Genomic DNA, 17830 nt, shown 5'->3' with positions numbered 1-17830 from the left:
CCGTTACAATAAAGGGGAATGACAGTAGAAAATGGGGGATACAACAATGCCAGTATTAGTTATCTTGATTATTAGTTCGTTATCCTTTTACGTCTATTATAAAGCGCGTTACTTTCGAAGCAAAAACGATTTAGAAAAGAAATGGATCTCTAGTAAATCAAGTATCGCTCTCGGACTGTTTGTTGCCCTTTTTGGCTTAAATCAATTTTTCTTATACCATACAACCGTTACATACATTGTTGGCGGACTGTTTATTCTTATCGGAAGCTTAAGCGCTTGGTCCGGATATCGAGCGTATCGTCATTATTTGCCATACTTTTTAAAACAAATAAACGAATAATCGATTGAAAAAGAAGGGACGTCTCATTAGGCGTCCCTTTTCTATCGGTCAATAAGCTGACACATCATTAATGCCTTACCGACTAATACCCCTTCATTGAAAACTTCTACATCGACCTTTCCAAACTTTCGGCCGACTTCTAGTACCTTAGGATGAATCGTGATTTTACTCTCAATTTGAACCGGTTTAATAAAATAGATAGTCATATTCTCTACGACTAAATCTCCTTTTTTATGATTCCGTAATACTCTGTTAGTTGCTTCGGTCACTAATGAGGTAAATACTCCATAGGAAATTGCTCCTAATTGGTTTGTCATTTGCGGGGTTACTTCAAATTGGAAAACATCTTCTTCTTGTTCATCTTCAAGAGTCGTTAATTGTGCAGCAACGATGTCGTCAATCGTTTCGCCAATTTGGGGTTGCCGTTGTATCATTTGCAACGCTTTTAAAACATCTTGTCGACTAATGATCCCCATTAGTCTGTTTTGTTGATCAACCACCGGGAGCAGTTCGATCCCTTCCCAAATCATCATATGAGCGGCAGAAGCTACGCTCGTTTTGCCATGTACGGTAATTGGCGATTTCGTCATAACTTTCTCAATAGGGGTGTCCTCGTTTTGACCCATCACATCTTTTGAGGTGACCATACCGAGCACTTTTAAACCTTGGTCTACTACTGGGAAACGGCTATGAAGCGTTTCTCGTTTTTTTTCGTACCAGCTGCCTACCGTATCTTTTACGGACAAGTAAACCGTTTTTTCTAATGGGGTTAAAATATCTTCAACTAACACAATTTCTTTTTTAATTAACTGGTCATAAATCGCCCGATTAATCATTGTCGCAACCGTAAACGTATCGTAGCTTGTCGAAATAATCGGCAATTCTAATTCGTCGGCCAGCTTTTTCACATGATCTTCTGTATCGAAACCACCGGTAATTAATACAGCTGCTCCTGCTTTGAGTGCATGTTCATGGGCTTTTGTCCGATTTCCGACAATGAGTAAGTTTCCCGCTCCGGTATATCGCATCATCGCTTCCAGCTTCATGGCGCCAATAACAAATTTCGTTAATGTTTTATGTAGTCCCGCTTTTCCGCCAAGTACTTGTCCATCGATGATATTAACTACCTCGGCAAAGGTTAACTTTTCAATATTTTCTTTTTTCTTTCGTTCGATTCGAATCGTACCGACACGTTCAATTGTGCTCACATATCCTTTATTCTCGGCATCTTTGATCGCGCGATAAGCAGTTCCTTCACTTACGTTTAGCGCTTTTGCAATTTGTCTGACCGAGATTTTCTCTCCAACTGGCAGTTGGTCAATATATTGTAAAATTTGTTCGTGCTTTGTCGCCAAGCCATTCACCCTTTTCTCGCCCATATATCAACTTACTATCATTATAAAGAGAAAAGGAAGGGTATTCAACGGCTTGATGAATGATACATTCGCTTGCCTTCTTGCTTTTGTTCTTTTTTTCGTACTGGCCGTATACTTCGTTCAACAGAAAAGAGAAGGGCGACAACATTTCCTGATATGACAACAAAAGCAAAAGCTAACCATGTTCCTTCAAACAAAATTCGTAATGTAGTCCCAGAAAACGAGAAATATGGTAATGCGATATACAATAATAAACAAGTGACAAGAATACATAAAATATATTTGGCTTTCACGAAAATCTCCCCTTCCATTATGCATCGACTCTCTCGTTTTTCTCATTTTATGCAAAAGGTAAACCATATCATACCTATAAAAAAGGACTGGCCCAACTTTATCATAAAGTCAGGTCAGTCCTGCATTTCTTATAACTCGATAACATCTCCAGCTTTCATAACTCTTGCTTGAATGCCTTCCCCAAGAAGCTGAACAAATTTCTCTGGGTCTTGTTTAATTTTCGGGAAGGTATCGAAATGAATTGGTACAACTGTTTTCGCTTGTAAAAACTTCGCGGCGACCGCTGCATCTTCTGGTCCCATCGTAAAGTTATCTCCAATCGGTAAAAACGCGAGGTCGATGTCGTTCATCTCTCCAATTAGTTTCATATCTGAGAACAATCCCGTATCTCCTGCATGATAGATTGTTTTCCCTTCAGCTGTAAGCAATACACCTGTCGGCATCCCCATATATACAAGTTCATTATTTTCCGTTACATATCCTGAACCATGAAGGGCTGGAGTTAATTTTACTTTTCCAAAATCAAAGTGATGGGCACCACCAATATGCATTGGATGGGTACGCAGTCCCTTCCAACTTAGGTATGTAGCTAATTCATAATTGGCAACAACAAGGGCATCATTTTTTTTAGCAATTTCAATCGTATCTCCTACATGGTCATTATGACCGTGCGTTAAAATAATCACATCTGGGCGTTGTTCTTCTACAATTAAATCCGTTATTTCATTTCCATTAATAAATGGGTCGATTAAAATTTGCGTACCGTTTGTTTCAATTTTTACAACCGCATGGCCATGGAATGAAACTTTCATACAAATCCCCTTTCTAATTTGTCCTCCATCGATACTATTCTCTTTAGAATGACATTTTCCTTCTAAATTAATATTTTAAATATATCATTCGCTATGTTTACCAAGATGAACAGTGAGTAAAAGTTTACAAATGGGATGGTTACTGATAATCTCAAGGTATACATAATAAAAAAAGGGGACTGGATGAATGAAACAACGTTTACAACAACTGATAAACTGGATGCAAGAAAAAGAGATGGACGTTTGCTTCGTCTCATCGAAAGAAAATGTTTTTTATTTTAGTGGATTCCGAAGCGAGCCTCATGAACGTTTACTCGGCCTTCTAGTCTTCCAACAAAGTGAACCAATTTTAATCTGCCCTGCTATGGAACAAAATGATGTCAAAAATGCCGGGTGGGAATATGAAATCATCGGGTATCAAGACACCGAAAACCCTTGGGACATCATTCAACAAAAAATTCATCAGCGCTTACCAAAACAACCGACGTGGGGAATTGAAAAAGTACATTTAAATGTCGAGCGCTATGAAGAAATCATGAAACGCTTCCCAAACGTCCAATTTGTTTCCGCTGAAGAAAAATTACGAGAGCTACGCATGATTAAAGATGACCAAGAATTGGCGGCAATTCGTAAAGCGGCAGCACTCGCGGATTTTGCCATCGAAACGGGTGTAAATGCCATTTATGAAGGAGCAACAGAGTTAGAGATTATTGCGACGATTGAATATGAATTGAAGAAAAAAGGCGTTACTGAAATGTCATTTTCTACTATGGTTCTTACTGGGGCTAATGCCGCTTCTCCGCACGGTACGCCAGGTTTAACGAAAATTAAAAAAGGCGATCTCGTCCTTTTTGACTTAGGTGTCGTTTACGAAGGATATTGCTCGGACATTACGCGGACAGTAGCGTTTGGAGATATTTCCGAAGAACAAAAAGCGATTTACGAAACGGTAAGAAAAGCGGAAGAAACAGCTGTCGTTGCCACAAAGCCGGGGGTAACTGCATCACACCTAGACCAAATTGCTCGTCAAATCATTCACGAGGCCGGTTATGGAGACTTTTTCCCTCACCGATTAGGCCATGGGCTTGGAATTAGTGTTCACGAATATCCGTCAATTACATCTACCAATGAATTAACGATTCAAAAAGGGATGGTTTTTACTATTGAACCAGGAATTTATGTTCCAAATGTAGCGGGTGTACGCATTGAAGACGATGTTTATGTGACAGAAGATGGTGTAGAAGTGTTAACAAAATATCCGAAAGAACTAAAAATCATTGAATAAAATGGATTACATGTTTTCATCAAAGTAAAGGGACTGACGTTTGGCCAGTCCCTAATTATTATATATTACATTTGCTCCAATAACTTACGTGCATCAGCGTATTCTAGTCCATGAGCTTCCGCTACTGCTGCGTATGTGACATATCCATTTAATGTATTAATTCCTTTTAATAACGCTTCATTGTCTAAACACGCTTGTTTGTAACCCTTATTCGCAATTTGTAACGCATACGGTACAGTCACATTTGTTAAAGCAATTGTTGAAGTACGTGGAACGGCACCTGGCATGTTCGCCACGGCATAGTGTACAATGCCATGTTTTTCATAGGTTGGGTTATCATGAGTCGTAATGCGGTCCGTCGTTTCAAAGATACCACCTTGGTCAATCGCAATATCAACTACAACAGAACCAGGTTTCATTGATTTAATCATCTCTTCTGTCACAAGCTTAGGAGCTTTTGCCCCTGGAATTAACACAGCTCCAATAACTAGGTCAGAATCTTTTACCGCTTGGGCAATGTTGTAAGGGTTTGACATTAATGTTGTGACATCGCTTCCAAAAATATCGTCTAATTGACGTAAACGATCTGGATTTAAGTCGATGATCGTCACTTGGGCACCTAGTCCGACTGCCATTTTTGCAGCGTTCGTACCAGCTACACCACCGCCGATGATGGTAACTTTTCCACGTTGAACACCAGGAACTCCAGATAGAAGGATTCCTTTTCCTCCGTAAATTTTTTCTAGGAATTGAGCACCAATTTGCGTAGCCATTCGACCTGCCACTTCACTCATCGGTGTTAATAGTGGTAACGAACCGTTCGGTAATTGTACGGTTTCGTAAGCGATTCCAACAACTTTGTTATCGATTAACGCTTTCGTTAATTCTGGTTCTGGCGCAAGATGCAAATAGGTAAATAAAATTAATCCTTCACGGAAGTATTGATATTCGCTTGGTAATGGCTCTTTTACTTTCATTACCATCTCCATCGACCAAGCTTCTTCTGCTGTGTTAACAATGACAGCCCCAGCTTGTTTATAATCGTCATCTGTAAAACCAGAGCCAAGTCCAGCACCTGTTTCGATATACACTTCATGTCCATTATTGACAAGGTTGACGACCCCTGCAGGTGTCATGGCAACACGGTTTTCGTTGTTTTTTATTTCCTTAGGTACCCCGATTCGCATAATGCCAACCTCCTGTTAAAATTCATAAAAAAATTAGTACAATAGGGACAAATCATAATTAATATAACATTTTCACAAAAAAAATGCTAAACAAATTTAATGGTATTACCTAATTCAACAAACAGGAGCAAGAATATGTAAAGGCACTATGAAAGTGCCTTATCGTTCATTTGGATCCTCGTTATTTGAAGGAAAAAATTCCTCTTGTTCGTCCATACTGCCTGAAAAATAGGCATTCATAATTTGTTGACTCACTTGTTCAGTCCCATTTTCGTCGTATGTGAGTGATTCTTTTGGCTCACGTTTTTTCATAAAATACCCCTTTCCTCTTTTTAATACAGCATTAGTATTTGAGAAAAGGGGTGCATTATCCATTTTTAAAAATGTCAATTATAAACAGGAAAGGAGTGTTAACCTATATCAGCACATCATGATTGCCAGCTGGTTCTCCTTCTCCAAAAATGGACTTCCAATTAGGTAGCGTTTCCGAATATTTCACTCGCCATGCCCCGTATGTTGTGTTAGTCGTCCTTAGGCCTTCCATCAATTAAGTAATTCTCTTCTTCGAAATAAAGAGGGAGCAGAACTATAAGTTTGGATGAAGCAATTTTTTTGCTTTTTCAATTTGTTTCCTTACTTGTTGAAAGCCTGTTCCACCATCGGAATTACGTCTTTTTACTGCTTCGTAAGGAGATAAGATATTGTAAATATCTTCATCAATTAATGGAGATGCTTTCTGAAACTCAGCTAACGTTAAATCCGTTAAATAACATCCTTTTTGCAGGCATAATAATACTAACTTTCCAACCAATTCATGAGCTTTTCGAAACGGAATGCCTTTACTCGCTAAATAATCGGCTAGCTCAGTTGCATTTGAAAAATCTTGTTTTGTTGCTTGTTCCATATTCATGTGATTTACCTTCATTGTCACAATCATACCCGTAAAAATCTTTAAACAACCAGTAACGGTAGCAACCGTATCAAACATCCCCTCTTTGTCTTCTTGCATGTCTTTGTTATACGCAAGTGGTAATCCTTTTAAAACAGTTAGCAAACTGAAAAGATGACCGTACACTCGTCCTGTTTTTCCACGAATGAGCTCAGCCATATCCGGGTTTTTCTTTTGCGGCATGATGCTACTGCCCGTAGCAAACGTATCATCTAGTTCGATAAAATGGTACTCCTGGCTCGACCATAAAATGAATTCCTCCGCTAAGCGTGATAAGTGCATCATCAACAACGATGCATGGCTTAAAAATTCGACGATAAAATCACGATCGCTTACAGCATCCATACTGTTTTCGTAGATGTTAGTAAACCCCAGTTCGGCCGCTGTGAACGAACGATCGATCGGAAAAGTAGTTCCGGCTAACGCTCCTGCACCTAAAGGAGAGTAGTCGATTCGTTTTAACGAATCCTTCAACCGTCCTTTATCACGTTCAAGCATCCAAAAATACGCCATTAAATGATGAGCAAATGAGATCGGTTGTGCACGTTGTAAATGGGTATATCCAGGCATAATTGTCTCTACATGTTGTTCCGCTTGATGAAGGAGTGCTTGTTGCATTTCTTCAATGGCCTCGATAATCATTTTCACTTTCTTTTTCAAATAAAGGTGCATATCGGTAGCCACTTGATCGTTCCGACTTCGTGCTGTATGCAATTTTCCTCCAATCGGTCCGATTTCATCGATTAACAATTTTTCGATGTTCATATGAATATCTTCCAGTGCAATCGAAAACTCGACTTCCCCTTTTTCGACTTTTTTCTGAATTGATTGCAACCCTTGAAGAATTTTATTCGTTTCTTCTTCTGTTAGAATGCCGCATGTTCCTAACATACGGGCGTGCGCCTTGCTTCCTTCGATATCTTCAAAGACAAGTTCTTGGTCAAAAGGAATGGAAGCACCAAAAGCATCTACCCATTCAGCCGCCGTTTTCGTAAAGCGGCCTCCCCACAATTTTGTCATTTTGTCACCTTCTCCGATTGATGCACCATACGATGAACCGTTGTTGGAAGTCCCCATAATTGAATGAACCCGACAGCTGCAGAATGATCAAATTCATCTTCAGCCGTATACGTAGCAAGCTTTTCATTATACAACGAAAACGGTGATTTTCGACCTTCTACGATTGCATGACCTTTAAACAATTTCACTCGTACCGTACCTGTCACCACTTGTTGCGTTTCTTTTAAAAATGACACAAGCGCATTTTTCAATGGGGAAAACCATAATCCGTTATAAATGAGCTCCGCTAATTTTTGTTCAATGAACGGTTTAAAATGGGCAACCTCTTTAACAAGTGTCAAATCTTCTAGTTCTTTATGCGCCTTGATAAGAGTTATCGCAGCTGGACATTCATATACTTCACGTGATTTAATACCGACTAATCGATTTTCTACATGGTCAATACGCCCAACTCCGTGCTTACCTGCTAACTGATTGAGCGTTAAAATCAGTTCGTAAAGAGGATAAGTCTGTCCATTTATCGCTACAGGTACTCCTTTTTCAAATTCAATTTCTATCCATTCAGGCTTATCGGGAGCGTCTTCAATTGAAGATGTTAAATCGTACGCCTCTTCAGGTGGTGCAGCCCACGGATCTTCCAATATGCCGCATTCGTTACTTCTTCCCCATAAATTTTGATCGATAGAATATGGGCTATCTATGTCGACTGGAATCGGAATTCCTCTTTGTTTTGCATATTCGATTTCTTCTTCACGCGACCAGCTCCACTCACGAACAGGCGCCACCACTTTTAACGAAGGATTTAAAGCTTTAATAGAAACTTCAAAACGAACTTGGTCATTTCCTTTCCCCGTACAACCGTGCCCAACCGCTGTTGCCCTTTCGAGTTCTGCTATTTCCACCAATTTTTTCGCAATCAACGGACGTGATAAAGCGGACACGAGTGGATATTTTCCTTCATATAACGTATGAGCTTGAAGGGCTACTAACGCATACTCGTTGGCGAATTCTTCTTTCGCATCGATCACATAACTTTTTAACGCCCCTACTTGAAGAGCTTTCTTTTGAATAAACTCTAAATCTTTTCCTTCTCCAACATCTAAACAAACAGCAATCACTTCATACCCTAGATCTTTTAGCCATTGTATTGCAACAGATGTATCAAGTCCCCCAGAATACGCTAATACTACCTTTTCCGCCACTGGATTGTCCTCCTCCTTAATTGAATAAAAATACAAACAAATAATAATTTATTCTTATTTTCTATGGTAAAAGGATAGCACTTATTAAGTACTATTTCAATATTTATTTATATAATTGAATAAATATTAGTAGTTAGTAAAAATAATGAAAGTCCCTTACAATAGACATAGGAATTCACACGTAAAAAGGATGATAAAAATGACAAATTACTTTTGTTGGGATCAACGCCTTGGTATTTACCTCCCTCACTTGTCCAAAGAGTGGGAGCAGTATTTAAAAGAAGAACAGATGAGGATTTTATTAGAATGGGAGCATATTCGTGGGCAAATTCCTGATCGGATTCGAGAGGTAGAGCAACAAATTGACATGCTGCAACACCAATTAGGGGAAGAAGAAAAATTTGAACGATCATGTCAAATCAATCAACAGATAGCAGAACTTGCGTCTATTATTAACGATTTATGGATTTGGTATCGAGTACAAGGGCACATCACAGTGAAAAAAGCGGATACATAATCAAAAAAGGCAAAAAGCATGATGCCTTTTGCCTTTTCATTAGGTTTGGGCTTGTTTTTCCATTAACAAGCGCATTTGATAAAATTTTTCGGACATGTTCGTGACATTGCGCGTCAGTTGATAGTTGGCCCCAGCGCCAATAGCCATACTGATGAAAGGAACTCCTGAAAATTGCTTTCTCTTAAAAGTTAGAATCAACATTGTTTTTAATACTTGTTTCAACGGTCCTTGCAACCAAGTTTCATTCGTCAACTTTTCTGAACCAAAATAAAAGTAGTGCTCGTCTCCAATCTCCTCTTTCAATTTCATCCATCCGGCAGCACGTAAACGTAAAGGTAACGTCGATGTATGATACACTTTTAACGATGTCATCATTTCATACGGTGAATTTACCTCGTAACCGTACGACATGGAAATCAATTGTACTGCCCGTAAATTGATGATAGTCATCGCCAAATAATCACTGCTTAAAGCTAAAGTTCCACCTATCCCAACAGCTGCGCCTTGAAGAAGAGAATAAATTCGATGCCTGGAGCTTTGCTGTTGAGCAATATAATGAAGCTGGTCGATCGACAATCGCTTCAAATCAGAAATAGATTCTACTGTATCATCAAACGCTCGGGCAGCGGTTAAAATTCGATCACGGGCATCCATTTGAAATTGAGAACCTTGAAGAAGGGAATGAATATGAAAAAACAGTTGATCAAATTGCTCAAAAAATAGTTCTCGCGTTTCCGCTGGGACAAGCGTCAACCCTTTTTCTAACCATTTTTCATATGTAAGCTCAAAGTCGTTCGGTTCGTATTGCAGGAGGTTCCTTTCAAAGTCAAGAATTTCATTCCAATATGCTTGCTCCCTTTCAGACCAAACCATTTATTTTAACCTCCACATTCATCCATATTACGTTTAGTATACCATATTTTTCTCTTTTCAAACGATGGCTTAAAATGTACTTAAGAAAGCATATTATCCTAAGAGGAAGTACCATTTGCAAAGACAAAAAAAACAGCTAAGAGAATTTCTCTTAGCTGATCCATAAAAAATTTATAATCCTGCCACACGCACAACGTCACGCGCAATCATCACTTCTTCGTTCGTTGGGATCACTAATACTTTTACTGGAGAATGTGGATAGCTAATGAACGCTTCTTTTCCACGCACTTTGTTTAAAGATGGATCCCAATATACTCCCATAAATTCAAGTCCGCGTAATACTTTTGCCCGGATCACATCACTATTTTCCCCAATTCCAGCCGTAAAGATAATCGCATCTACACCACACATACGAGCTGCGTATGAACCAATATATTTATGAATACGGTTAGCAAACACTTCAAGGGCTAGTTCAGCACGTTCGTTACCTTTTGCTGCTTCGTCTTCAATGTCACGTAAATCACTAGAGAAACCAGACACTCCAAGCATTCCGCTTTTCTTATTTAAAATCTCTAACACTTCATCAGCGGATTTACCGGTTTTGTCCATAATGTATGGGATTAATGCGGGGTCAATGTTACCTGAGCGAGTTCCCATGGTGACACCTGCTAACGGTGTGAAGCCCATCGACGTATCAATCGATTTTCCACCTTCAATTGCGGCAATACTTGCCCCATTACCTAAGTGACAAGAGATGAGACGTAATTGCTCAATTGGACGACCTAATAGTTCAGCTGCCCGCTGGGAAACATACTTATGGCTCGTTCCATGGAACCCATATTTACGAATTCCAAATTTCTCATAATATTCGTATGGTAAACTATAAAGGTAGGAGCTTTCTGGCATTGTTTGATGGAATGCTGTATCAAATACCGCAACCGCTGGAACATTTGGTAACACTGCTTGGAACGCTTTAATTCCCGTTACGTTCGCTGGGTTATGAAGCGGAGCTAAATCAAATAGCTTTTCGATTTTTGCTAACACTTCGTCCGTAATTAATGCAGAATCTGTAAATTCTTCTCCTCCATGGACCACCCGATGTCCAATTCCTTCAATTTCGTCAAGGGAATTAATAATGCCATACGAAGTTAATTTATCTAAAAGCAATTTTACTGCTACTTCATGATTTGGAATATCTAAAACTTCCTTCTTCTTTTCTCCGTTTAATGTAATGTTAAAAATAGAATCATTTAAACCAATTCGCTCAATAATTCCTTTCGTAATGACCGTTTCTTTCGGCATGTCAAAAAGCTGAAATTTAAGCGATGAACTTCCCGCGTTAATTGCAATAATTTTAGTCATTTATACCGCTCCTTCTATGTGAAAAATTCGGTGTCCGAAAAAAACATATCCATTTCTCCATTTAATCACTCACTCTTAAAGATTGCAAGAACCTCTCATGATTGTTATCGTTTTCATCTTAATGTAATTATTTTCGAATTGTTTTGAAAAATATTCATAGCAAAAGGCTGAAGTATTTAACTCCAGCCTAAAGATTAGTTATTTTCTTCAAACCAATTGTCTACCTTCCATAAAAATCGCTCCATCGCTTGACCATCGGACAGTTTTGGTAATTGAGCAAGTAATACTTGCTTCGGTGGTTTCACGCCGTCTTTTTTCTTTTGCAAAATAAAAATACTCTTAGCTAATTTTTCGCTTTTGAACATGGATAAAGGCAACTGTAATACTGCTTGAATGTTGGCAACCTCTTTAATGTATTCGTGTAATTGCTTCGATTGATCAGACTCAAATAAATGATTAGGTATCACAAAAAACAAGTATCCACCATCTTTTGTATAATTGATACTTTGTTCTAGTAATAAATGATGAGCATATGAATGTCCTTCTTTTGCTTTTAAGCGATATTCTTGGGCTCTAATATCATCAGGATAGTACCCAACTGGTAAATCGCATACAACAGCGTCTACTTTTGGAACAAGAAGTGGTGCTATCGAATCTTGATTGTATAGTTGAATGGAATGCTTTTGTAAATTGGCATTTGTATATGCTAACTTTAGGAGTACATCGTCCACATCGACCCCATATGTTTGAATTTGCTTTTCCGGCATCCCGTTCAAAATGGTATACACTAAGTTTCCTGTTCCAATGGCCGGGTCTAGTAAAGAGAATGATAAAGAAGTGTTCATAAACTTCCCTATAAGATAGCTAACAATTAAGCCAATGGAATCAGGTGTCATTTGATGATGAGGCTGCGTATGTTTTTTCATTCCCTTTAAAATACACAGTTGAAATGCTTTTCGAATTTGTTCACTGGAAAACCGATCGACATTTACTTCCTCTATTTTTTTTTGAATACGCTTTTTTGTAACTTCGCTCACTTCGTCTTGAAGTACAGTATAATGAAAAAAGTCTTCTCCGGCTTCAGCAAGTGCTTCTAAATAAGTGCAAGATAGTTCTTCTTCAAGCAACGTTGCCGTTTCATCAAATGCCGTAAATAATTGTTCTACTGGCGAAACTTTCACCATTCATTCCTCCTGACTACATTCTATCGCCCTATTTTATCATGGATTAAAAAAGAACAACAGTTGAATGAAAAACTCCCCGAATTAAACGGGGAGTCTAAGATGAAAAATTATTTTGCTGCTTTTGCCGCTTCAATTGCTGCTTCGTAATTTGGATGATTCGTCACTTCGTCAACATATTCAACATAGGTTACTGTGTCTGAGGAATCGACAACAAATATAGCACGTGCTAATAAACGTAATTCTTTAATAGCTACTCCATAGGCTTTACCAAAAGAAAGGTCACGATGATCAGATAATGTTTGAACGTTTTCAACACCAGCTGCCCCGCACCAACGTTTTTGAGCAAATGGAAGGTCAACTGAAATGGTTAATACCTTTACATTATCTAATTTAGACGCTTCTTCATTAAAACGACGTGTTTGTGCATCACAAACCCCAGTATCAAGAGAAGGTACTACGCTGATGAGGCGAACGGAACCTTTCGTATCGTCTAATGTTACTTCTGATAAGTCGTTCGCTAATACTGTAAAGTTCGGCGCTTTATCCCCTACCTGCACCTGATTTCCTAATAATGTAACTTTTTTCCCTTTGAACGTTACCATTGCGATTCCTCCTAACGATCTTCTTCCTCTTCATCATACCGAAATATCTTGTTTTTTATCAAATAAAAACAATCATAATCGGAGAAAAGAATTTCTCCGAATTATGATTGTTATATATCAAAATCTTGTTTATAGGAATCGGTATACTGGTTAGGATTAATCTCATCTTTGTTATCGTTTTTCTTTTTGAACATATGCTGCAGCTTTTCCATTGCACTTGGCGCTAAATCAAGAATTTTTTCTAATAAATGGGTGCTTTCATCTAAATGGAGCATTTTTACTCCTTGGCTGTTTACGATTAGAAAAGCAATTGGTGTAATGGAAACTCCGCCGCCACTTCCGCCGCCAAACGGTTGTTTTGACTGACCACGTTGAGATAGCTCCTGGTCTTGAAGCATAAATTCGCTACCACCTGCCGCAAATCCAAACCCAACCTTAGAAACGGTTAGGATCACACTCCCATCTGGCGTTTCTACAGGGTCTCCGATGATTGTATTGACATCAATCATTTCTTTTAAATTTTCCATTGCGGTCGTCATTAAGCCTTCAATGGGATGATCAGACATGACAACGCCTCCTTACATAACTGGTCATATTTTTCATTTAATCGAAGAAAAAGGAGTCTTTGATTTGAACGTAACTTTTCCTCCACGCCAATGCTTGATCATTTTTATCGCTACTAAAATAGCATGCCCGATACGAAAATAAATCATACATGAAAATGCGATTTGCGTTACAGCCTGTTGAAACGAAGGCGTAACTGTTAACGATGGGTGTGATTTGACTTGCAAGTGATGGTATAGAAATCGAAGAAACCAACCTTTAATGCTCCAAATTCCTCCTGTAATGACGCCGGTAAGAGCCGCATCATGAAACCCAATAACGGTATGCCATTCTAAGTGCTGTACCGATACTTTTTGTAAAAATGAATGCACAATTTTATGTAATTTGACGACATGACGAATGATTTCTTTTGTATTATGAAGGCTGCGTAGTAGTTTTTCCGGTGTGATAGAACGCTCTTTCTTATTTTTCTTTTCCCCACTTTTTTCAACTGTTTGCTCTTGAAAAACGATTTTGGCCTCTTTCGTATCAATCTTTACAAACGGAATGTCTATTGTATAGCGAATGATGCGAAACCAGATAGAAAACGTAATGCGTATATGATCGTTGTCATACCCATGTTTGATTTCAATGTCTATAAAAAGTTTCGTCACACTTAGGAGTACAAGTAAAAAAAATAGAAAGATAATGATGCCAAATACAATCATACTTTTCCCCAACCTTTCCCCTCCCATTATGGTCCAATATTTAAAAAAATAAACCCGCTTAAACAGCGGGTTTATGAAGTAAAACCGTTTTTTCATGAACAACCGTCGTATCGGAAAATATATCATGAATGCCTTGCTTTTTCGGAAGAAAGGCAACAAAAAGATAAAGCACGTTAACGGTAGAACTAATATATCTCCCAATGAATTCTCTGAACAGAACCGTATCCCAAGTAAGTTTATCACTTTTTAATGAAATCACTTTTAGTCCAAAGATCATTTTCCCGATCGTTTGACCGAAAAATTTCGTCATAAAGATGAAATAACTAAAGAAGACAATACCCGTTGAAAACCAATACAGCGAGAACATGTCATTATCTATCGGTAAATCAAAGAAGCGAAACGTCGGGTGAATGAACAACCATTTTAAACTTCCAATCACAATTAAATCGATTAAATAAGCCCAAAAGCGCATCCAAAACCCGGCATAATGAATGTCATACGACGGAACATGTACAGAAGGTTTGGATTCGACCTTGGTCGGCTCAGTTAATTCAAAAGCCGTTTCTTCCATCGCTTCTTGCTGCACATTATCGCGTTTTTCTTCTTGTGTCATACACAATAACCCCCTTTACTCCGAATATAAATACATCAGCCGAGGGGAATTTGGTCGAGATAACAGTTGCATTAAGTTAGCCAATTCTACGTCTCCATGGAAGAAGCGTTGTGCGCTCATTGCAAAAAATGATTCAAACCCAAAGCTTGGTTGGTATTCAATCACTTGCGCATCTTCGATTCCTAAATCTTCCTTCATAGCGATGATCACATCTTCTAAATAACCAAATTCATCAATTAAATTTAATTGCTTCGCTTGGCGACCGTCATAAATACGACCATCTGCAATTTTACGAACTTCACTTTCCGACATTCCGCGTCCTTCAGCGATGACTTTTACAAATCCCTCATACGAACGGTTAATCAATTCTTGTAAAATGTTCTTTTCTTCTTCCGTTACTGGTCTTGTTGGACTCAAAATATCTTTATACGGACCACTTTTTATTGTAACAAATTCGACACCGTATTTTTCTGCCAGCTCCGAATAATTAATGGATTGTAAAATGACTCCTAATGAGCCAGTTAACGTTTCCGGACTAGCAAAAATTTTCGTTGCTGGCGCAGAAATATAATATCCACCTGAAGCAGCCATGGAACCCATAGAAACGTACACAGGCTTTTTGGTCTCTTCTATAATTTCAACTAATTTTTCATGAATTTCGGCACTCTCCACAACACCACCACCAGGAGAGTTTACCCGTAAAACGACTCCTGCGATGGAATCATCTTCTTTCACCGCATTTAGTTGTTCCATGAATAACCGATGATTATATCCAACAGATTCGAAAAAAGATACTGTATCACCTGTGTCTTGAATAACTCCTTCTACATGTAACACCGCAATTTTATTAAATGGATCACCATCTTCGACTACATTTTCTTTAAACGGTTGATCCATTTCCTCTAAAAACAATGAATTAAACGTTTTTTCAAAATCGCTTGAAAAGGCCATGGACGCCATATTAACCACAATGGAAACAATAAAAATCCCTGCTGCGATAGCGAGGGCTCCCCACCTTTTTTTATTCATTCATGTATGCCTCCTTTTTCATGTTTGCATTTAATTCTACGAATTTCGTTTAAATAAGTTTCAAATAAATGGTACACTAAAAATACTTATCAATATTCTAACAAAATTAATAAATATTGGACAATTTTTTTAAAAAAAGGAGGACTAATTATGAACGATCGCCGAAATTTATATTTTTTCTATCATGATGATTTACGAAATCAAATTACCCCGTTAATTGATTTAGCGAAACGTTATGGATTCCACATCGTCGAACATCCCCAAGAGGCCAACATCATCGTTAGCATTGGGGGAGATGGTACCTTTTTACAAGCCGTCCGTAAAACAGGGTTCCGCCAAGATTGTTTGTATGCCGGCATCTCTACCACTGGGAAGCTGAGCATGTACTGCGATTTTGATTTGCATGACCATTCGAAGATGATTGATGCCATGACAAAAGAGCAAATCGAAGTAAGAAGATACCCTGTCATCGATGTGACGGTTGACCATGGGACAACATTTCATTGCTTAAATGAATTTTCGATCCGTTCAAGTATTATTAAAACGTTTGTTATGGACGTATTTATCGATCAACTGCATTTTGAAACGTTCCGGGGAGATGGAATGATCATTTCCACACCAACTGGTAGCACTGCTTACAACAAATCGGTGAATGGGGCGGTCGTCGATCCTCTGTTACCTTGCTTACAAGTGAGTGAATTAGCTTCTTTAAACAACAACCGTTATCGAACGCTAGGATCATCGTTCATTTTAAGTGGTGATCGACAATTAACATTAAAAATTGTACCAGAAGGTAGTACGTATCCAACAATGGGAATGGATAATGAAGCCTTAAGCTTGCAACATGTGGAACATGTAGAAATCAAGTTAAGCGACAAAAAAATTAAAACTGTAAAACTGAAAGATAACTCGTTCTGGGAAAAAGTGAAACGGATATTTTTATAATGGGCAAAAAAGGATCTGCGAAAAAGCAGATCCTTTTTTATGTACTGAGCGACCGTTTGTTTTTCCATTTGTTCCCGAATGCTTCGTACCTTTTTGTTTTAGACACAGAAAAGAGTATGAGGGCTACCCAAATAAACGTAAACGCTAATAAATGGGTACTTGAAAAGGTTTCTTTATATACGAATACTCCTAATAGCAAAGTAAGTGTTGGTGCAATATATTGTAAAAATCCGAGCATATAAAACGGGATTAATTGTGCCCCTTTCCCGAAATAAAGCAAGGGAATCGCCGTGGCAGCTCCTGCTCCGATTAATAGGACATCCGTGGTCCACGTATGTGCAAGAAAAGATAGCTCTCCTTGTAAAAATAAATGAATCATATAAATGAAGGCCATTGGTGTTACCACCATTGTTTCTAAAGTTAAACCAATCGCTGAATCGACTTTGACAAGTTTTTTCGCTAATCCATAAAGGGCAAACGTGAAGGCCAAACTAAAAGCGACCCAAGGATACTTGCCATATGAAACGGTTAAGATCATGACCCCGATCCCTGCTAACAAAAAGGAAAATATTTGAGTCCGATTTACGACTTCTTTTAATACAAAAATTCCTAGCACCACGTTGACGAGCGGGTTAATATAATAACCTAAACTCGCTTCTACCATTTTTTCTGAGTTAACGGCCCAAATATAAATAAACCAATTACCTGTTACTAAAAAGCCAGCGATGACAAGGGCCCAACCTTTTTTCGGATGACGGATGACCTCCGTTAACGTCTCGCGAAATTCGGCTTGTCGTCGGGCGATGCATAAGACAATGACCATAAACCAAAATGACCAAAATACGCGACTAGCTAAAATTTCTTTGGCTGGAACATGCTCTAGCAGTTTCCAGTAAATCGGTAATAACCCCCACAACAAATAAGCGAACGCTGCATAAAAGATCCCCGTTTTCTCTGATTGCTTCATGT

Annotated in this window: 20 protein-coding genes; 4 read left to right on the top strand and 16 right to left on the bottom strand. The window is 38.5% G+C overall.

The features are described from left to right. The first annotated feature begins 46 nt into the window (after positions 1 to 46). Entirely contained in the window at positions 47 to 340 is a 294-nt protein-coding gene (locus ABES52_RS09380; protein ID WP_429650897.1) for a YtpI family protein, read from the top strand. A 41-nt stretch (positions 341 to 381) separates the two neighbouring features. Here the strand turns inward: ABES52_RS09380 and ABES52_RS09375 are convergent, their stop codons facing one another. The 3 genes from ABES52_RS09375 to ABES52_RS09365 all read right to left on the bottom strand — a co-directional run bounded on the left by ABES52_RS09375 (position 382) and on the right by ABES52_RS09365 (position 2822). Beyond that, entirely contained in the window at positions 382 to 1695 is a 1314-nt protein-coding gene (locus tag ABES52_RS09375; RefSeq protein WP_429650896.1) for a DRTGG domain-containing protein, read from the bottom strand. A 65-nt stretch (positions 1696 to 1760) separates the two neighbouring features. Further along, positions 1761 to 2009, bottom strand: a complete 249-nt coding sequence (locus tag ABES52_RS09370) for a hypothetical protein (RefSeq protein ID WP_429650895.1) — start codon at positions 2007 to 2009, stop codon at positions 1761 to 1763. A gap of 129 nt (positions 2010 to 2138) precedes the next feature. Further along, complete coding sequence (locus tag ABES52_RS09365; RefSeq protein ID WP_429650894.1) at positions 2139 to 2822, bottom strand: metal-dependent hydrolase; 684 nt, start codon at positions 2820 to 2822, stop codon at positions 2139 to 2141. 187 nt (positions 2823 to 3009) lie between these two features. Between ABES52_RS09365 and ABES52_RS09360 the strand changes: the two genes are divergently transcribed. Continuing rightward, positions 3010 to 4107: a M24 family metallopeptidase gene (locus ABES52_RS09360; RefSeq protein WP_429650893.1), complete on the top strand. Its 1098-nt coding sequence runs from the start codon at positions 3010 to 3012 to the stop codon at positions 4105 to 4107. Between the two features lie 65 nt (positions 4108 to 4172). Here the strand turns inward: ABES52_RS09360 and ald are convergent, their stop codons facing one another. The 4 genes from ald to ABES52_RS09340 form a co-directional block, all read right to left on the bottom strand. Then, positions 4173 to 5294 carry an alanine dehydrogenase gene (ald, locus tag ABES52_RS09355; protein ID WP_429650892.1) on the bottom strand — a complete coding sequence of 374 codons (1122 nt, stop codon included), beginning with the start codon at positions 5292 to 5294 and terminating at the stop codon, positions 4173 to 4175. Positions 5295 to 5453: 159 nt separating this feature from the next. Then, complete coding sequence (locus ABES52_RS09350) at positions 5454 to 5606, bottom strand: hypothetical protein (RefSeq protein ID WP_429650891.1); 153 nt, start codon at positions 5604 to 5606, stop codon at positions 5454 to 5456. A gap of 274 nt (positions 5607 to 5880) precedes the next feature. Beyond that, complete coding sequence (gene argH, locus ABES52_RS09345) at positions 5881 to 7263, bottom strand: argininosuccinate lyase (RefSeq protein ID WP_429650890.1); 1383 nt, start codon at positions 7261 to 7263, stop codon at positions 5881 to 5883. Next, the gene (locus ABES52_RS09340) at positions 7260 to 8465 is read right to left on the bottom strand and encodes an argininosuccinate synthase (RefSeq protein ID WP_429650889.1); all 1206 of its coding nucleotides are present in this window, start codon (positions 8463 to 8465) and stop codon (positions 7260 to 7262) included. The genes argH and ABES52_RS09340 overlap by 4 nt, the downstream gene beginning before the upstream one ends. A gap of 199 nt (positions 8466 to 8664) precedes the next feature. Between ABES52_RS09340 and ABES52_RS09335 the strand changes: the two genes are divergently transcribed. After that, positions 8665 to 8982, top strand: a complete 318-nt coding sequence (locus ABES52_RS09335) for a hypothetical protein (RefSeq protein ID WP_429650888.1) — start codon at positions 8665 to 8667, stop codon at positions 8980 to 8982. A gap of 39 nt (positions 8983 to 9021) precedes the next feature. Here ABES52_RS09335 and ABES52_RS09330 read toward each other — a convergent pair whose 3' ends face one another. The 8 genes from ABES52_RS09330 to sppA form a co-directional block, all read right to left on the bottom strand. Beyond that, positions 9022 to 9855, bottom strand: a complete 834-nt coding sequence (locus ABES52_RS09330) for an EcsC family protein (protein ID WP_429650887.1) — start codon at positions 9853 to 9855, stop codon at positions 9022 to 9024. A gap of 171 nt (positions 9856 to 10026) precedes the next feature. Continuing rightward, on the bottom strand, positions 10027 to 11217 hold the full coding sequence (locus ABES52_RS09325; protein WP_429650886.1) for an acetate kinase: 1191 nt from the start codon (positions 11215 to 11217) through the stop codon (positions 10027 to 10029). Between the two features lie 194 nt (positions 11218 to 11411). Further along, positions 11412 to 12401, bottom strand: coding sequence for a class I SAM-dependent methyltransferase (locus ABES52_RS09320; RefSeq protein WP_429650885.1), 990 nt, complete (start codon positions 12399 to 12401; stop codon positions 11412 to 11414). Between the two features lie 107 nt (positions 12402 to 12508). Beyond that, positions 12509 to 13009: a thiol peroxidase gene (tpx, locus tag ABES52_RS09315; protein WP_429650933.1), complete on the bottom strand. Its 501-nt coding sequence runs from the start codon at positions 13007 to 13009 to the stop codon at positions 12509 to 12511. 104 nt (positions 13010 to 13113) lie between these two features. Further along, on the bottom strand, positions 13114 to 13569 hold the full coding sequence (ytfJ, locus tag ABES52_RS09310) for a GerW family sporulation protein (protein ID WP_429650884.1): 456 nt from the start codon (positions 13567 to 13569) through the stop codon (positions 13114 to 13116). Positions 13570 to 13602: 33 nt separating this feature from the next. Next, entirely contained in the window at positions 13603 to 14286 is a 684-nt protein-coding gene (locus ABES52_RS09305; protein WP_429650883.1) for a DUF2953 domain-containing protein, read from the bottom strand. 46 nt (positions 14287 to 14332) lie between these two features. Then, a complete protein-coding gene (locus tag ABES52_RS09300; RefSeq protein WP_429650882.1) occupies positions 14333 to 14887 on the bottom strand; it encodes an RDD family protein in 555 nt (184 codons plus the stop codon). 15 nt (positions 14888 to 14902) lie between these two features. After that, entirely contained in the window at positions 14903 to 15916 is a 1014-nt protein-coding gene (gene sppA, locus ABES52_RS09295) for a signal peptide peptidase SppA (RefSeq protein ID WP_429650881.1), read from the bottom strand. A gap of 150 nt (positions 15917 to 16066) precedes the next feature. Between sppA and ABES52_RS09290 the strand changes: the two genes are divergently transcribed. Beyond that, complete coding sequence (locus ABES52_RS09290) at positions 16067 to 16861, top strand: NAD kinase (RefSeq protein WP_429650880.1); 795 nt, start codon at positions 16067 to 16069, stop codon at positions 16859 to 16861. A 37-nt stretch (positions 16862 to 16898) separates the two neighbouring features. Here the strand turns inward: ABES52_RS09290 and rarD are convergent, their stop codons facing one another. Next, positions 16899 to 17828 (bottom strand): EamA family transporter RarD, encoded by a 930-nt coding sequence (rarD, locus tag ABES52_RS09285; RefSeq protein ID WP_429650879.1) that lies wholly within the window; start codon positions 17826 to 17828, stop codon positions 16899 to 16901. Positions 17829 to 17830 lie beyond the last annotated feature (2 nt).

Source organism: Aeribacillus pallidus (assembly GCF_050478865.1).
Classification (GTDB): Bacteria; Bacillota; Bacilli; order Bacillales; family JACDOC01; genus JACDOC01.
The sequence above is the reverse complement of the archived record's forward strand: the minus strand, read 5'-3'. Positions and strand labels throughout refer to the sequence as shown.

Excerpts from the sequence above, each read along its gene's own strand:
- ABES52_RS09380 (WP_429650897.1), top strand. The coding sequence starts at position 47 with ATGCCAGTATTAGTTATCTTGATTATTAGTTCGTTATCCTTTTACGTC.
- ABES52_RS09365 (WP_429650894.1), bottom strand. The coding sequence starts at position 2,822 with ATGAAAGTTTCATTCCATGGCCATGCGGTTGTAAAAATTGAAACAAAC.
- ABES52_RS09360 (WP_429650893.1), top strand. The coding sequence starts at position 3,010 with ATGAAACAACGTTTACAACAACTGATAAACTGGATGCAAGAAAAAGAG.
- ald (WP_429650892.1), bottom strand. The coding sequence starts at position 5,294 with ATGCGAATCGGGGTACCTAAGGAAATAAAAAACAACGAAAACCGTGTT.
- ABES52_RS09350 (WP_429650891.1), bottom strand. The coding sequence starts at position 5,606 with ATGAAAAAACGTGAGCCAAAAGAATCACTCACATACGACGAAAATGGG.
- argH (WP_429650890.1), bottom strand. The coding sequence starts at position 7,263 with ATGACAAAATTGTGGGGAGGCCGCTTTACGAAAACGGCGGCTGAATGG.
- ABES52_RS09335 (WP_429650888.1), top strand. The coding sequence starts at position 8,665 with ATGACAAATTACTTTTGTTGGGATCAACGCCTTGGTATTTACCTCCCT.
- ABES52_RS09330 (WP_429650887.1), bottom strand. The coding sequence starts at position 9,855 with ATGGTTTGGTCTGAAAGGGAGCAAGCATATTGGAATGAAATTCTTGAC.
- ABES52_RS09325 (WP_429650886.1), bottom strand. The coding sequence starts at position 11,217 with ATGACTAAAATTATTGCAATTAACGCGGGAAGTTCATCGCTTAAATTT.
- ABES52_RS09320 (WP_429650885.1), bottom strand. The coding sequence starts at position 12,401 with ATGGTGAAAGTTTCGCCAGTAGAACAATTATTTACGGCATTTGATGAA.
- ytfJ (WP_429650884.1), bottom strand. The coding sequence starts at position 13,569 with ATGTCTGATCATCCCATTGAAGGCTTAATGACGACCGCAATGGAAAAT.
- ABES52_RS09300 (WP_429650882.1), bottom strand. The coding sequence starts at position 14,887 with ATGACACAAGAAGAAAAACGCGATAATGTGCAGCAAGAAGCGATGGAA.
- sppA (WP_429650881.1), bottom strand. The coding sequence starts at position 15,916 with ATGAATAAAAAAAGGTGGGGAGCCCTCGCTATCGCAGCAGGGATTTTT.
- ABES52_RS09290 (WP_429650880.1), top strand. The coding sequence starts at position 16,067 with ATGAACGATCGCCGAAATTTATATTTTTTCTATCATGATGATTTACGA.
- rarD (WP_429650879.1), bottom strand. The coding sequence starts at position 17,828 with ATGAAGCAATCAGAGAAAACGGGGATCTTTTATGCAGCGTTCGCTTAT.